This window comes from Brachybacterium sp. JB7 (genome assembly GCF_003335205.1).
In the GTDB taxonomy this organism is placed as follows: domain Bacteria; phylum Actinomycetota; class Actinomycetes; order Actinomycetales; family Dermabacteraceae; genus Brachybacterium; species Brachybacterium alimentarium.
The window spans coordinates 1-15,073 of sequence record NZ_QPGN01000025.1 but is presented as its reverse complement, the minus strand read 5'-3'; the positions used below and the strand labels follow the sequence as shown (position 1 = coordinate 15,073).

Genomic DNA, 15,073 nt, shown 5'->3' with positions numbered 1-15,073 from the left:
CGTTCAGCCTACCGAGCGCCCAGTGCGGGGAGTTATGCCATCCATCACGTCGGCTCGGGGGTGTGGGCGGCGCCGGGTGTGGAGGGAGCCTCGGGGGTCTCGGGGGTCTCGGGGGCGTCGCCCGCGTCGGGCCTGTCGGTGGCCCCGGGGACGTCGGTAGCACCGGTAGCACCGGTAGCAGCGGGGGCGTCGGTCGCACGGGAGGTGTCGGTGGCGTCAGCGACGTCGACGATCTCGAGGACCGGCTCGCCCTGCCCGGTCAGCAGCTTCGAGACCGGGCAGCGCGCATGGGCGGCCGCTGCGATCTCGCGGGCCTCGTCGGCCGCCATCTGCTCGATCGTGACCCGTGCGCTCGGCATGAATCGATAGCCGCCGGCAGGGTCGCGGTGCAGCTCCACCTCGACGCTCACCGAGCTCTCGTGCGGCAGGCGGCGTTCGCGGAGGACCACGCGGAGCGTCTCCCCGAGGCAGGTGGCCCACGCCATCGCGAGGAACTGTTCGGGGTTGAATCCGCTCCCGGAAGGGGTCGGAGCGCCGGTGGGGAGCACGACGTCCGAACCCGTCGGGCCCGACTTCGCTGAGTCCGACCCTGCCAAGTCCGACCCCACGAGGCCGGATCCCGCGGTGTGAGAGCCCGAGGCGGTGTCGGCCGTGTCGGGGCACGGGAGGATGGGTCCGTCGTGCACCCGCACGTGGCCGGAGGTGCCGCCCGAGTTATCCACCCGGGCCGTGTAGAGAGCGTCGTCGGTCATCAGGCGACCTGCTCCGCCGGCGCGACCCACGTGTTGCAGACGCCGAGGTCCCCGTCGGACTCGAAGCCCGCCGTCAGCCAGCGCGCCCGCGAGGCGGGAGCGATCGGACGGGACCCTTCGTCCGGATCCCAGTACGACTCGTCCATCAGCTCATCGCGCAGCTCCGGCGCGGGCCGGGCCTCGGCAGGCTGCTGCATCGAGGCGGCGGCACCGAGGCACTGCATCTGCAGGGAATGGCGGCGCCAGACCTCGTCGGCCTGCTCCTGCTCCGCCTCGAGCTTGTCCAGGAGCGTCCCGTAGTAGACGATCGTCGAGCTCTGCCATGCCACCGGGCTCATGTACACGGCGGCCAGATCCCACAGGTAGGCGCCCGGGACGAGCTCGGGGTCGTCCTGCGAGGCGCCGACACCGTAGCCGACGGGCCAGTAGATGACGTTGTTGAGGTTGCAGACCCGCGGGTAGTCCGGCTCGAAGGTGTCCGCCTCGCAGGTGGAGTTCGGCACGTCGGGGTAGGTGTAGACCTCGACCGTCGGTGGCTCCCAGGGCAGGCCGCGATCAGACATCGCCGAGGCCCACACGCTGTTCAAGCACGACGCCGATGCATCGAGGACGGCCTGCAGCTCCTCGGTCGACTGTTCGACCGGGGTGGCCGGGAGATCGCAGGCGGAGACGTCCGGCAGGGAGCCGGCGGTCAGAGGATTGTTGGCCAGGACGGCGCGCAGGTCATCGGCGTCTCCCGGGGGTTCCTCATAGATGGCGATGCCCTCGAACTGGGAGTCGGCCGGGTCGGTCGAGAGGCTGGTCGGATCCACAGGCCCGTCGGTCTCGCTCTGGACCTCGGCGTTGCTCGCAGTGCCCGACGCGGCGGACTGCTCACGGTCACCCAGTTGGTTCAACACCAGGAACAGGAGACCGCCGCCGATGGCGAGCAGCAGAATCACGATGCAGCCGAGCGCCACGCCGATCAAGGCCCAGGAGCGCTTGCGGGAGGGCTGCTGGGCGGGGTCGGAGCCGGCGTCGCCTGGGCCGCCTGGAGTAGTGGGGCCGCCGGGGCCGCTGTAATCGGCGGGCTCGCTTGGGTCGCTTGGGTCGACGGGGTCGCTTGGGTCGACGGGGCCGACGGGGCCGACCGGGTCGACGGGGTTGCCCGGGCTGACCGGGCTGACTGGGCTGACTGGGCCGACGCGGGTGGTGGGAGCGGGCGACGGCGACACCCCGTACGAGGAGCTGGGCGCCGGAGCTCCCGGGGCGGAGGGGGCGTGAGGGGTGCCCGGGACATGGGTCGCATCGGGATCGGTGCCCTGTGCGGGCGGTCGCTGCCAGGGCTGCGCAGGCTGCTGGGGCTGCTCGGGCTGCTCGGGCTGCTCGGGGTCCTGCGGGTCGTGGTGAGATCCCTGTCCGGTCCGGCCGTCGTCCGACCCGCCTGTCCCGCCCGTCCCTGCGATCGACATGCGATCCCCTCGCGTCTTCGGTGCTGTTGCCGAAGGCAGGATAGCCGCGCGGGAGATGGCGGGGGAGGGGGAGAGCGTTCCGATGCGGTCACGGGCGGGCCGCGCCTGTAGCGATGCCGGCCTGCCTTGATCTGCCTTGACCTGCGTGGGCCCGTCTTGGTCTGCCATGACCTGCCTTGCCTGCGTTGGCCCGTCTTGGTCTGCCTTGCCCGCCTTGACCCGTCTTGGTCTGCCTTGACTTCGGTTCGAACGAGTGTTCGACTGTGCGACATGCGATGGAGTGGGCAGGAGATCGATCAGGAAGCCGCCGGAGGGCCGACGAATCCCGCGCTGCTGAGCCTGTCGGGCCTGGTGCGCAGCGTGACCACTCCCGAGTTCCGGGGCGTCACCTTCCATGAAGTCACCGCGAAATCCGCGTTGAACAAGGTGCCGGCGGCGAGCTCGATGCCCTTCGACTGGACCGTGAACCCGTACCGCGGCTGCTCCCACGCCTGCGTCTACTGCTTCGCGCGCAGCAGTCACCGCTATCTCGACCTTGACGCGGGTGCCGACTTCGACCAGCAGGTCATCGTCAAGGTCAACGTCGCCGAGGTGCTGCGCACCGAGCTCGCCAAGCGTTCCTGGGCGCGGGAGCTCGTCGCGCTCGGGACGAACACCGATCCCTACCAGCGCGCCGAAGGACGCTATCGGCTGATGCCCGGAATCATCGACGCGCTCGGCGAATCGGGCACCCCGATCTCCATCCTCACCAAGGGAACGCTGCTGCGCCGTGACCTGCCCCAACTGGAAAGAGCGGCCGAGAAGGTCCCGGTGGATCTGTCGATGTCGATCGCCGTGTTCGACGACGAGCTGCAGAAGGCGGTCGAGCCCGGAACGCCCAGCACAGCGGCACGCCTGGCGACCGTCCGGGCCGCGGCCGACGCCGACTTCCGCGTCACCGTGTTCCTCATGCCGATCATGCCCTGGCTGACGGACTCGAACGCCCAGCTCGAGTCGGCCCTTGCCCAGATCGCCGAGGCCGGCGCGGTGCGAGTCGTCTTCGGCGCACTGCATCTGCGCCCCGGAGCGAAGGAGTGGTTCCTGGAATGGATCCAGCGGGAGCATCCCGAGCTCGCCGTCGGATATCAGCGGTTCTACGGGAATGCCTCCTATGCCCCGTCGGGCTACCGGAAGGACCTTGCTCGTCGGGTGCGACCGCTGCTCGCACGGCACGGGCTGGACCCCCATGAGGACGAGGACCAGCCCGAGCAGCGGAGGCTCTCGGCAGGCCGTGCGGCGAGACGGGCCGAGGCTCCAGCCGCTCTGGATCTCACGCCCCAGCCGGCGTTGTTCTGACGCCCGACGCTGTTCTGACGCCCGACGCTGATCTGGGGCGGAGTCGGGCTGAGCGGGCGGGCTGCGGGCTGCGGGCCGGACTTCGTTGGCGTCGGCCTGTGGTCGTCGCCGTATAGGCCCATCACGGGGTGTACGCCCCCAGAAACAGGTGTTGGCCCATGCACCTTGGCCGCGCTGCCTCCGGATGCAGAAAAGTGCCCCGCACCTTGAGGTGAGGGGCACTTTCACTGGCGGAGGATAGGGGATTTGAACCCCTGAGGGCGTTAACCCAACACGCGTTCCAGGCGTGCGCACTAGGCCGCTATGCGAATCCTCCAGCGCTCGTAAGAGCAGGCATCAGCGTACCTGACGGCTGGGAGTGGTGCGAACCGGGCGGGCGCAGGTCACACTCGCCTCTGTTCACGGCTCGAGTTCCTCGAGCTCGACGAGCCGGAGATCGTATTGAGCAGTGCCCAGCGCGGTGCGCAGCGGCATCTCATGACTGGAACCGACGACGAAAAGTATTCGGCCCCCGGGAACAGCGGCGCTCGCCGATCTCAGACGTGCCGCGATCGCCAGGTTCCTCGCACGCCAGTTCGCGAGCATCACGCGGCGCAGGTGAGGAGTGTGCTCGCCGCCGGAGAGGCGCTCCGAGCTCTCCAGGCGCTCGGTCATCGTCCGCACGGCCTCCGATGCGTAGAAGCGCCATTGGGCCCATAGGTCGTCAGCAAGGTGGGGTGGTGCGACGGCTTTCTCGAGGAGCCCGGAGATCTCGCGTCTGTAGTCCTGGAGCTCCGCCTCGAAGCCGTCGGGCAACGGGTCGATGTTCTCGACCCCGGCATGATCGTCGACGTGGGCAACCTGATCGTGGCCGAGCTCTCGGGCGATGTGCGCACCGATGGAGATGGTTTCGCGACGTCGGCCTGCGAGTTCATCGAGGAATTCCCTGACCGGGCCGTCGAGGTCGGCCTCGTGGTGGGGCAGAAGCAGTGCGTTGACCGGTTCGCGCGCACGGAGCCAAGCGAGGACTCGTTCTGTGGCCGACCTGTCGGGCGAGCAGGCTTCGCGCCGCGCCGACCAGACGTCGCTGGGCGGAGAATCCACCAACGACGCTCCGCGTCGTGCGTCGGCAGCTCCGCCGACCTGGAAGTCTGCGAACGTTCCTCCGCGCTGCTCGTACTCGACGACAAGACTCCCCGGGAGGGCCTCGATCGCCACCAGCTCCGGCCTCCACGACATCAGCCGATCACGAGCCCGGGCTACGGCAGCTTCCGGTGTGGCCGCGGAGAGATGCGCCGTCGGCACGATCAGGAGTTCAGTGCTCGGTACGGGAGGGGGCATCATCGACCTTTCTCAGCGCTGGAGCACCGCTGAGCGTATAGGTCGACGTTCCCGCCGGATCAGATCTGGTACTCGAGCAGCTGGTGGTACGTGCGGTTGCGGTACACCAGCGGCTCCTCCTGCGCGAGCTCCGCGCGGTCGGCGGCCACGAGGATCAGGTGGCTGCTCCCGGCAGGGACCCGTTCCAGGACGCGGCCGCTGATCCACCCGGAGGTTCCGTCGAGCACGGCTTCGCCGGTGGGCTCCCGATGCCAGTCGACCTGGGAGAACCGATCGATCCCCGAGGTGGCGAACACCGTCGAGACCTGCTGCTGATCCGCGGCCAGGAGGTTCACCGTCACGGTCTCCGCGACGCTCAGTGCGGGCCAGGACGAGGACGTGTCGTTGATCGAGAACGCGAGCACGGCCGGCTGCGCGGACACCGAGATGACCGACGTGGCCGTGAAGCCGATCGGCTTCTCCCCGTCATCCAGCGAGATCACGGCGACGCCTGCGGGGTGGCGGCGGAACAGCGCAGCGAAGGTGTCCCGGTCGAGCACGCCGTCGGCGTGGGCGGGGTGATGGGCGGGTGCGGTGTCGGCAGACATGCGGCCCCTTCCTGCGGAGGTATTGGGAGACATAAGCCAGGCTAAAGCGTGTGTGCGTCGAATCCAGCTGAGTGACGAAGGATGACCAGTTCGTGGACTGTCGCGGGTGCGGCGGGTGCGGCGGGTGCGGCAGCGTCGGCCTCAGGCGTGCGCACGAGGCCACTCGGCAAATGTGAGCTGTGGACCTATGCGAAGGCCCGACATGGGTCCCCAGCTCACACTTGTCTGCCGCTGCCGCTGCCGCTGCCGCTGCCGCTGCCGCTGCCGCTGCCGCTGCCGCTGCCGTTGCCGCTGCCGTTGCCGTTGCCGTTGCCGTTGCCGCTGCCGCTGGCGCTGGCGCGGGTGCTGCCGTTGCCGCTGCCGCCGGTGCTGGTTGTGTTGGTGTGCGTGGGGGTGCCGGTGCGCGTACCGGAGCCCGTCGAGATCGGGCCTGAGAGACGGCTCAATCCCGCGCGTCTGCTCGCGCCACGTCAGGCGTCATCTCGCCGCGGGCCGGGGGCGGTTCCGTGGGCGCCCCAGTGCCTGTGCGGTGGGTCCGGTCCACGTGATCAGCGGTGGTGCGCTCGCCCCGGCTGCGATGAATGTGCGGCGCAACGCGGTGAGAAAACGTGCGGGTTCTCGGATGTCGTCCGCGGTCAGTCGGCGGAGCGTCCACCCGATCGATTCCAGGGAATCCCGCCGTGCGTGCTCGCCCCTCCACGCGCCCTTCCCACGATGGACGTCGCCGTCGTACTCGACACCGATCCGCCAGCGGTCGTACGCCGCGTCGATCCGCCGGAGCTGGCCGGTGTCGGGGTCCCAGACAGGAAGATTGCATGTCGGTTCGGGGAAGCCGGCACGGATCAGCAGCAGTCTCGTGCGGGTCTCCCCCGGGGACTCGACGCCTTCACGGGCATCATCGACCGCGGCGAGCAGGGCGCGGTGGCCGCGTCGGCCCGCGAAGGCGGCGACTTCTGTGCGCACGCGTGCGAGGTCGACACCCGGGCGGCAGCCCGCTGGGCCGACGAGGTGGTCGATCGCGATGACCACCTCATCGTGGTCGTGCGTGAGGGCCAGCTCGAGGAGCGTCTCCCACAGGGACGAGAGCACCAGGCCGCGCCAGGACACCGTCGCGCCGGGGACCATGCGATGGATGGTGACGTTCTGGCCTGCGCTCAGGCGTGGGCCCTGCATTCGGCAGTGCAGATGAGGGACTCGGAGAACCGGGGAACGAGGTGCTCTCCCGCCGGGCCCGCGCGACGGTGCACCGCTCCCGCCAGGGGCAGGGGCGAACAGGCTGAGACGTCTCGTGCCGGTGAGAGGATCCGGCCTCCGCATCAGGAGTCCGATGCCTCCGTCGGCCCACCAGGGCACCGGAACTCCATGGAACACGGCAGCCGTGGTGTGGCTGAGCACGGCACCCGGAAGCACCAGCGTCTGCAGAGCGCGGACCATGTCCTCGAGCGTCGCCGGCTCGGCACGGGGCGTGAGGAGGCCGGGAAGCAGAGGCACGAACTCCGTGCTGCTCAGCCGACGGGACGAGATACCCATCGCACGCCACTGGCGGCGAGGCAGAAGGACCCCTCCAGGGGCCTGGGTGGCACGCATGAGCCGACCGTAGGGAGCGAGATCGCGGTGCGCCCCGGTCGCTGTCGCTGATGTGCATGGTGCCGTGGTGGGGAGGACCGGTCAGGGCGGGCTAGGGCGGCTTAGAGGGGTCAGGCCAGGCCGGGCCAGAGCCAGCCAGGTCGGACCAGAGAGGGCCGGGCCGGGGCGACCGCAAATGTGAGCTGTGGACCCATCCGGTTGCTTCGGATAGGTCCACAGCTCACATTTGCGTGCGGATGCGGATGCGGATGCGGATGCTGCCGCGGTGGGGGATGGTTCGCTGCCTCGCGCCTCGCGTCCCGCGCTCCGGGCCCTGCGCCCTGCGCCCCGGACCGGCGGAGAGAGGAGGTCAGTCCTTCTTCTCTGGGTGGCGGACGATGTTGACGACGGCGGCGGCGAGGCCGCCCCAGACGGCGAGGATCGCGATGGACATCATGACGATGGCGGAGACGGACATGGTCACTCCTGACTGAGCGGGGTGGAGAGGGCGGTCGAAGGCCCGGGCGCGGCCGGGAGCTGGTTGCGGCGCGGGTGGGGCATGCCGGTCATCTCGGGGCGGAGCGCAGCTCGTGGGGAGTGGCCGCCTCGGGGGTGGTGACGAGACCTCGGCCGGCGACGGCTTCGGGGGCGATGGGGTCGCCGTCGGAGTCGTCCTTGTGGAGGTTCGAGCCGGCGGGCCAGGGGATCAGCGACAGGCCGATCGCGATGACCACCAGTCCGATGGCCATCAGCCAGCCGAAGACGAACACGAACCAGCCCGGGTAGCCCTCGTAGGTGTTCGGGTCCATCAGCAGATCCCTCGTGCTGAGGACCAGCGAGGCGCCCAGCACGAGCGGGGCGATCACTCCGACGCACACCAGCCACCAGGTGCCGATCCCGAAGGTGCCCTGGTGGTTGAGGTGATCGCGCAGCGTGGGCAGGCCCCGCACCACGTAGGTGACGACGATCGTGGAGACCAGGGCGGCCGCGACGATGCCGTACTCGTTGGCCCACTTGTCCAGCACGTCCAGCAGCGGCAGACCCATCGTCGTCGAGAACAGCGCGGTGGAGACCACGGCGAGCGGGACGCACACCCACAGGGTGGCGGCGATGCGGGCGAAGCCGAACTTGTCCTGGATCGCGGCGATGACCACCTCGACGATCGAGATCAGCGAGGTGAAGCCGGCCAGCACCAGGGAGCCGAAGAACAGTACGCCGATCAGGGTGCCGGCACCGGTGGGCGCCTGACTGATGATCGCGGGGAAGGCGATGAAGGCGAGCCCCACACCGTCCGTGACGACCTCGTCGATCGCGACGCCCTGCGCCTGCGCCATGAAGCCCAGTGCGGAGAACACGCCGATGCCGGCGAGGATCTCGAAGCTCGAGTTGGCGAAGCCGACCACCAGACCGGAGCCGGTGAGGTCGGTCTTCTTCTTCAGGTAGGAGGAGTAGGTGAGCATGATGCCGAAGGCGACGGACAGCGAGAAGAAGATCTGGCCGTAGGCCGCGATCCACACGCTGGGGTCCAGGAGCGCTCCCCAGTTCGGCTTGAACAGGGCCTCGAGACCGTCGATGGCACCGGGCAGGAACAGTGCGCGCGCCACGAGGATCACGAACATCAGCACCAGCAGCGGGATGAACACGACGGAGCTGGCGGCGATGCCCTTCTGCACGCCGAGCGCCATCACGATGATCACGGCGAGCCAGACGATGATCATGGACACCAGGACGGCCGGGACGATGTCGAAGGAGATCGTCGCCTCGGCGCCGCCGAGGGCCTGGGTGTACTCGCCGAAGAACCCGGCCGGGTCGTCGCCCCAACGCTGATCGAGCGAGAAGATCGTGTAGTTCGTGGCCCACGCCAGGATCAGCGCGTAGTACAGCGCGATGATCAGGGCGATCAGCACCTGCCACCAGCCGATGAACTCGGTCCAGCGCTTGAAGCGACGCCATGCGGTCGGCGCGGAGCCGCGCCAGCGGTGGCCGATCGCGTAGTCGAGGAAGAGCAGGGGGATGCCTGCCGTGAGCAGCGCGACGAGGTACGGCAGGATGAACGCGCCGCCGCCGTTCTCGTACGCCACGGCGGGGAAGCGCCAGATGTTGCCGAGCCCCACGGCCGAGCCGATCGCCGCGAAGATGAAGGCGGTGCGGCCGGAGAAGGCCCCGCGATCAGCGCTCGTGGCTTTCGCGGCGGGGGAGGGAGATGGTGCGCTCAAGGGGTCGCCTCCGGAGGGTTGCGCCGAGGAGTGGCGGCTGGGTGGGGTCGGGCAGAGGGATGCAGGGCACAGGCGTTCCCGGCGCTGGGCCGGGACGGCGCACGGTCAGCGGGTCTCGCGCCCGTGCGAAGGCCGATGTGCGGGGCCGAGGGGGTGGGCGGCCATGCATCGTGCACGGATGATACTCGCCCGACGAAGACCGGTGCAGCGGCGGGCCCGACCTCACCGGTGACGGGCCCGCCGGCGTGGTCAGTCCGCATCAGTCGCGGGCGGCGGCGGGGGAGTCGGGGCGCCGGCCGGCGGGCGACGCGCGCGGTACCGGCTGGACCCTGCGGCCGACGCGATCCGACGCTCCGGCTGCTCGCCGCTGCTCCGGCAGCCCGGCCAGAACGGTTGGCGTCGGCAGCTGCTCGCGTTCGGGCCACAGCCCGTCGGCGCGCACCGCCTCACCGCCGCGAGTGGTGCAGGCGTCCGGCGCCGTGCGGGTCGGTGCCGGTCCCAGCCTGCGTCGACCAACGCGTCGCTGCATGAGGATGGCGGCGCCGAGGATCACGGCGCCGATCACCGCGAGCCAGCACGATGCCGGCAGCACCCCGGTGCGCGGGCGGAGTAGCCGATGAGGATGCCGAACCAGCCGAAGTCGGTGGTCCCGAAGGTGGTGTTCGCCGAGCGGAAGGAGCCCAGCACCTTCAAGCAGCGGGCCGGCAGGAAGTGACCAGCAGACCGTTCACGAAACCGCCGGCGACCGCACCGCGTCGGCCCGCCGGTGCATTGCAGTAGACGCCGGCCGCGCACCGGTGAAGAATTGCGGCACGAGCCCGGGCAGGGATCCCGGGCGAGGCCGAGCACCCGGGCCGAGCCAGGCGCCGAGCCGAGCAGGCCCACGAGTCCGCCGGGAACGCTCGAGAGGAAGCCGATCAGCACGGCGTTCCTGGGCGTACGGGAAGACGATCGGGGCGTCGGAGCGCGGGGATCGCGCCGGGGACACCTTGGCCGGCGATGCCTGGAAGGCGCGCACCAGCTCGCCGAGGATGGTGCGCACGCGAAGAGGATCACGGCCACGGCGATGCCGAACTGGAGGCCCTGGGTCACGGACTGCATGGAGGTAGTTGCCGACGTCGGGTCGCGCGCCCTCGAAGGCGTCGAAGGCCGTGCCCTGGCCGGCGCGCAGCAGTAGACCACGGCCACCACGAGGTTACATCAGCACCCATCGACAGGGCGGGTGGCGACATCGAGTCGGCAGGAATCGGAGGGATTCGGGGACCTTGAGATCCTCGGTGGAGCGGCTGCGGCCCTTGGGTCCACGACGCGGCCCGACGGCGCCTGCGGCCGATACTATCCGCGGTGCCGAAGCTGCCCGATCGCGATATCGAAATCGTCCCCCGGTGATGCGGCGGGTCCAGGGCTGGCGGAGGCCGGCAGGGCACCATGGGATTGCCCAGCAGCACCGCCGCCGAGGACCACACGACCACGGTGGGCATGCCGGGCAGGAAGCCATCACCACGGTGATTCAGCGGTGGGCCATGAACAGCAGGTGGTGGCCGCGTGAGGAAGACCGTTAGCCGAAGCGGGGTGAAGCGGGCCAGCCACGATCTGCCGACGATGAAGCCCAGGATCATCAAGCCATGCCACCTGGGCGCCGAACTCCTCCTGGGCCGAGATGACCGGCGATCGCTCCGTTGGTGGGGACCACGGCGCCTGCGCGCCGAGAGCGCCCGCTGGCATCATGACGCGCCAACGGGCGAGGCGAGGGACGCGGTGACGAGGGTGGCGCCCGCCCCCTCTGCATCAAGCAAACAGCGAGGACGGCCTTGAGCGCGCGCCGGTCACCTGCCCGGCGGACTTGCGCCAGCGGCGATCCAGTCCGATCGCGGTGATGATTGCCGATTGAGATACGGCGGGGACGCCTCAGGAATCTTCGTTGACGAGGAACTGGGCGATGGAGACCGAGCACGCTCATGGTCTTGCTCCGGGCGGGTGAGGTGATGAGCGGGCGGGCGGTGCAGGGGGACCCTCACACGGCGTAACACGCGGACGCAGCACGGCGTCGATCTCCGCCTGGGCGGTGAAGTTCTCGATGACCTCGACCCGGACGCCGACGTCGCCCAGGGTGTCCGCGATGGCGCCGGAGGTGAGGATGACGTCCGCCTCCTTGGCCCGGCCCTTGGCGGAGATCGTGTCGGTGGCCTGGATGTCGAGATAGGACGACCAGCCCCAGCGGTCCAGCACCTGCTCAGCGGTGTTCTTCAGGAACAGGCTGGTGCCCAGTCCGTGTCCCCGACACCGTAGGACGGAGGTTCTTCGAGGGAACCGCGTCGGGTCGGACGAGGGCCGACGGACCGGCTGGTGCGCGTCCGGCCGAGTGCTGCGGATGGTGCGGGTGCGGGTCGTGGTGCGGTCGCGCCGTCGCCGTCGCGGGTGCCGGGCGTGGAGACGGCACGGTGGCGGGAACTGCGTGCCGTCCGCGTCGGGCTCGGAGGTCGCGGGACTCGGTGCCGCATCGGGTGGCGGCATCGGTGCCCGCATGGTGTCGGCGTCGTGTCGGTGGTGGTCAGCGCCCTCCGCGGCTCGTCGCGTTCGTCCTGCGCCGAGGGCGGCGAGGACCTCGGCCGGTATTCGAGGCGGTGTCGAGCTCGCGGCGGCTCGTGGATCGGGCCAGCACCCCGGCGAGGGCTGCGAGCCGCCGACTGGTGAGCGGAGGCGTCTGCGGCGGGCGAGGGCCATGACCAGCGTGACCGGGTCGTTGGCCTCGTTTCCCGAAGGGGATCGGCTCGGCGAGACGCACGAACGACAGCGCTGTGCGCAGCACAGACTCGTTCGGGCCGGGCGTAGCGAGGGCGAAGCCGGGGGCGATGACGATGTAGGGGCCGTGCTCCTCGACCGTGCGGATCATCGCGTCGGTCGGTGTAAGGAGCTCGTGGTGGATTCGGGGGAGACCAGCAGGGTCCCCGGGAGAGAGACGGATCGCCGCAGCAGCCAGTCCTGCGCCAGGCGTCGAGGCTGATGGGCGGATCGGGCGCATCCAGAGTCGCGTGAGCTGTCGACATGGAGGAGCTACACTCTCCTCGGAGGTCTTACGACTGATTTTATCCCTGGTCCTACTGTCTTCGTAGTAATGGTGTGTCTCACCACTCGGGGCTCTGGGTGGGTGCACATTATTCCTAAGTCAGATCAGAGGGGAGTGATCTGACTTAGGAATAATGTGCACCCACCCAGAGCCCCGGTGCGGTGAGACAGACCATTACTACGAAGACATTAGGACCAGGGATAAAATCAGTCGTAAGACCTCCGAGGAGAGTGTAGCTCCTCCATGTCACAGCTCAGCGATCTGGTCGACCCGTCCGCCATCAGCCTCGACGCCTCGGCGCAGGACTGGCGCGCGGCGATCCGTCTCTCCGGGGACCTGCTGGTCTCCACCGAATCCACCACGAGCTCCTACACCGACGCGATGATCCGCACGGTCGAGGAGCACGGCCCCTACATCGTCATCGCCCCCGGCTTCGCCCTCGCTCACGCCCGGCCCGACGAGTCTGTGCTGCGCACAGCGCTGTCGTTCGTGCGTCTCGCCGAGCCGATCCCCTTCGGGAACGAGGCCAACGACCCGGTCACGCTGGTCATGGCCCTCGCCGCCGCAGACGCCTCCGCTCACCAGTCGGCGCTCGCAGCCCTCGCCGGGGTGCTGGCCGATCCCACGAGCCGCCGCGAGCTCGACACCGCCTCGACACCGGCCGAGGTCCTCGCCGCCCTCGGCGCAGACGACGCCGACGCCGCGGAGGGCGCTGACACGAGCACCGACGCCGACACCGATGCGGGCACCGATGCCGCCACCGATGCGGGCACCGAGTCCGCGACCTCCGAGCCCGACGCGGACGGCACGCGTTCCGCCACCGCCGTCTCCACGCCGGCACCCGCGACCGCGACCGCGACCGCACCCGCACCCGCACCCGCACCATCCGCAGCATCGGCCGACGCGACAGCCGGTCCGTCGGCCCTCGTCGACCCCGACGCGGTTCCCTCGAAGAACCTCCTCCTCACCGTGTGCGGGAACGGACTGGGCACCAGCCTGTTCCTGAAGAACACCGCTGAGCAGGTGCTGGACCGCTGGGGCTGGTCGTCCTATCTCGACATCCAGGCCACCGACACGATCTCCGCCAAGGGCCGGGCCAAGGAGGCGGACGTCATCCTCACCTCCGGCGCCATCGCGGACACCCTGGGCGACGTCGGCGTCCGGGTCGAGGTCATCGAGAACTTCACCTCCCAGGCGGAGATCGACGCCGTGCTGCGTCGCGTGTACGCCGTGTGAGGGTCCCCCTGCCACCGCCGCCCCTCATCACCTCACCCCACGGAGCAAGACCATGAGCGTGCTCGTCTCCATCGCCCAGTTCCTCGTCAACGAGATCCTGAGCGTCCCCGCCTATCTCATCGGCATCATCACCGCGATCGGACTGATCGCCCTGCGCAAGTCCGCCGGGCAGGTGACCGGCGGCGCGCTCAAGGCCGTCCTCGGCTTCCTGCTGATCGGGGCCGGCGCCACCCTCGTCACCGCGTCCCTCGCCCCGTTGGGCGTCATGATCCAGGGCGCTCTCGGCGCGCAGGGCGTGGTCCCCACCAACGAGGCGATCGCCGGCATCGCCCAGGAGGAGTTCGGCGCCCAGGTGGCATGGCTGATGATCCTGGGCTTCATCGTCGCGATCGTGCTGGCCCGCTTCACCCCGCTTCGCTACGTCTTCCTCACCGGCCACCACCTGCTGTTCATGGCCACCCTGATCACCGTGGTGATGGCTTCTGCCGGCATGCCCACCGTGGTCGTGGTGGTCCTCGGCGCGGTGCTGCTGGGCATCCTCATGGTCGCCCTGCCGGCCTTCGCCCAGCCCTGGACCCGCCGCATCACCGGGGACGATTCGATCGCGATCGGGCACTTCGGCACCGCGGGATATATCGCCGCAGGCGCCGTCGGCCGCGTCGTGGACCCCAAGGGCCGCAGCCGCTCCACCGAGGATCTCAAGGTCCCCGAATCCCTCCGATTCCTGCGCGACTCGATGGTCGCCACCGCCCTGTCGATGGTGCTGATGTACCTCGTGGTGGCCGTGGTCTACCTGCTGCGCGCCGGCCAGGGCACGGCCTTCGACGCCTTCGAGGGCGGCGCGACCGACGTCGGCAACTACCTCATGCAGTCCGTGACCCAGGGCCTCCAGTTCGGCATCGCCGTGGCCGTGATCCTCTTCGGCGTGCGCACCATCCTCGGCGAGCTGGTGCCCGCCTTCCAGGGCATCGCCGCCAAGGTGGTCCCCGGCGCGATCCCCGCGCTCGACGCCCCGATCGTCTTCCCGTACGCCCAGAACGCCGTGCTGATCGGCTTCCTCTCGAGCTTCGCCGGCGGACTCGTGGGCCTGCTCGTGCTCGGCGCCTGGCTCGGCCCGGTGCTCGGCCTCGCCCTGATCCTGCCCGGGCTCGTGCCGCACTTCTTCACCGGTGGCGCGGCCGGCGTCTACGGCAATGCCACCGGCGGCCGACGCGGTGCGGTCGCCGGCGGTTTCGTGAACGGTCTGCTGGTCACCTTCCTGCCGGCCCTGCTGCTGAAGGTGCTGGGCTCCTTCGGCTCGGCGAACACCACCTTCGGGGACACCGACTTCGGCTGGTTCGGCATCCTCATCGGCTACTCCGCCCGCACCGGGGTGCTGCCCGGCATCGTGCTGCTCGCGGTGATCGGCGCCGTGATCCTCGGCGCCGCCATCCTCATGCAGCGACGCGTGGTCGACGCAGGCTGGGACCCGGCACCGACCCGCACGGCGGCCGACGACCCCATCCAGTTCGAGGCGCTGCGCCCCGTGAAGCTCGGCAAGGAC

14 protein-coding genes and 1 tRNA gene are annotated in these 15,073 nt (G+C 69.9%); 3 read left to right on the top strand and 12 right to left on the bottom strand.

Annotated elements, in window-relative coordinates:
• Positions 1-44: 44 nt before the first annotated feature.
• Together CIK81_RS16665 and CIK81_RS18790 are read right to left on the bottom strand one after the other, a co-directional pair.
• The gene (locus CIK81_RS16665) at positions 45-752 is read right to left on the bottom strand and encodes an OsmC family protein (protein WP_114355928.1); all 708 of its coding nucleotides are present in this window, start codon (positions 750-752) and stop codon (positions 45-47) included.
• Positions 752-2,203, bottom strand: a complete 1,452-nt coding sequence (locus tag CIK81_RS18790; protein ID WP_158542086.1) for a hypothetical protein — start codon at positions 2,201-2,203, stop codon at positions 752-754. The genes CIK81_RS16665 and CIK81_RS18790 overlap by 1 nt, the downstream gene beginning before the upstream one ends.
• Before the next feature lie 270 nt (positions 2,204-2,473).
• Here CIK81_RS18790 and CIK81_RS16660 point away from each other — a divergent pair, with 270 nt between their 5' ends.
• On the top strand, positions 2,474-3,538 hold the full coding sequence (locus CIK81_RS16660) for an Rv2578c family radical SAM protein (RefSeq protein ID WP_114355927.1): 1,065 nt from the start codon (positions 2,474-2,476) through the stop codon (positions 3,536-3,538).
• Positions 3,539-3,766: 228 nt separating this feature from the next.
• Here CIK81_RS16660 and CIK81_RS16655 read toward each other — a convergent pair.
• The 10 genes from CIK81_RS16655 to CIK81_RS16615 all read right to left on the bottom strand — a co-directional run bounded on the left by CIK81_RS16655 (position 3,767) and on the right by CIK81_RS16615 (position 12,120).
• A tRNA-Ser gene (locus CIK81_RS16655) sits at positions 3,767-3,854 on the bottom strand.
• 83 nt (positions 3,855-3,937) lie between these two features.
• Complete coding sequence (locus tag CIK81_RS16650; protein WP_114304964.1) at positions 3,938-4,756, bottom strand: DUF5694 domain-containing protein; 819 nt, start codon at positions 4,754-4,756, stop codon at positions 3,938-3,940.
• Positions 4,757-4,917: 161 nt separating this feature from the next.
• Positions 4,918-5,445: a flavin reductase family protein gene (locus tag CIK81_RS16645; RefSeq protein WP_096197892.1), complete on the bottom strand. Its 528-nt coding sequence runs from the start codon at positions 5,443-5,445 to the stop codon at positions 4,918-4,920.
• Positions 5,446-5,660: 215 nt separating this feature from the next.
• The gene (locus CIK81_RS18260; RefSeq protein WP_158542085.1) at positions 5,661-5,891 is read right to left on the bottom strand and encodes a hypothetical protein; all 231 of its coding nucleotides are present in this window, start codon (positions 5,889-5,891) and stop codon (positions 5,661-5,663) included.
• Positions 5,892-5,922: 31 nt separating this feature from the next.
• Positions 5,923-6,570: a hypothetical protein gene (locus tag CIK81_RS18255; RefSeq protein ID WP_158542084.1), complete on the bottom strand. Its 648-nt coding sequence runs from the start codon at positions 6,568-6,570 to the stop codon at positions 5,923-5,925.
• A gap of 811 nt (positions 6,571-7,381) precedes the next feature.
• Positions 7,382-7,489 carry a methionine/alanine import family NSS transporter small subunit gene (locus tag CIK81_RS16635; protein ID WP_096166457.1) on the bottom strand — a complete coding sequence of 36 codons (108 nt, stop codon included), beginning with the start codon at positions 7,487-7,489 and terminating at the stop codon, positions 7,382-7,384.
• A gap of 88 nt (positions 7,490-7,577) precedes the next feature.
• On the bottom strand, positions 7,578-9,227 hold the full coding sequence (locus CIK81_RS16630) for a sodium-dependent transporter (RefSeq protein WP_114304960.1): 1,650 nt from the start codon (positions 9,225-9,227) through the stop codon (positions 7,578-7,580).
• Between the two features lie 259 nt (positions 9,228-9,486).
• Complete coding sequence (locus tag CIK81_RS18635; RefSeq protein ID WP_241964234.1) at positions 9,487-9,819, bottom strand: hypothetical protein; 333 nt, start codon at positions 9,817-9,819, stop codon at positions 9,487-9,489.
• A gap of 1,364 nt (positions 9,820-11,183) precedes the next feature.
• Positions 11,184-11,456, bottom strand: a complete 273-nt coding sequence (locus tag CIK81_RS18250; RefSeq protein WP_241964233.1) for a hypothetical protein — start codon at positions 11,454-11,456, stop codon at positions 11,184-11,186.
• 322 nt (positions 11,457-11,778) lie between these two features.
• Positions 11,779-12,120 (bottom strand): hypothetical protein, encoded by a 342-nt coding sequence (locus CIK81_RS16615; protein ID WP_199586397.1) that lies wholly within the window; start codon positions 12,118-12,120, stop codon positions 11,779-11,781.
• Positions 12,121-12,537: 417 nt separating this feature from the next.
• Between CIK81_RS16615 and CIK81_RS16610 the strand changes: the two genes are divergently transcribed.
• A complete protein-coding gene (locus CIK81_RS16610; RefSeq protein WP_096166454.1) occupies positions 12,538-13,530 on the top strand; it encodes a PTS sugar transporter subunit IIA in 993 nt (330 codons plus the stop codon).
• Positions 13,531-13,582: 52 nt separating this feature from the next.
• On the top strand, positions 13,583-15,073 hold a 1,491-nt coding region (locus CIK81_RS16605; RefSeq protein ID WP_147272372.1), incomplete at its 3' end, for a PTS ascorbate transporter subunit IIC.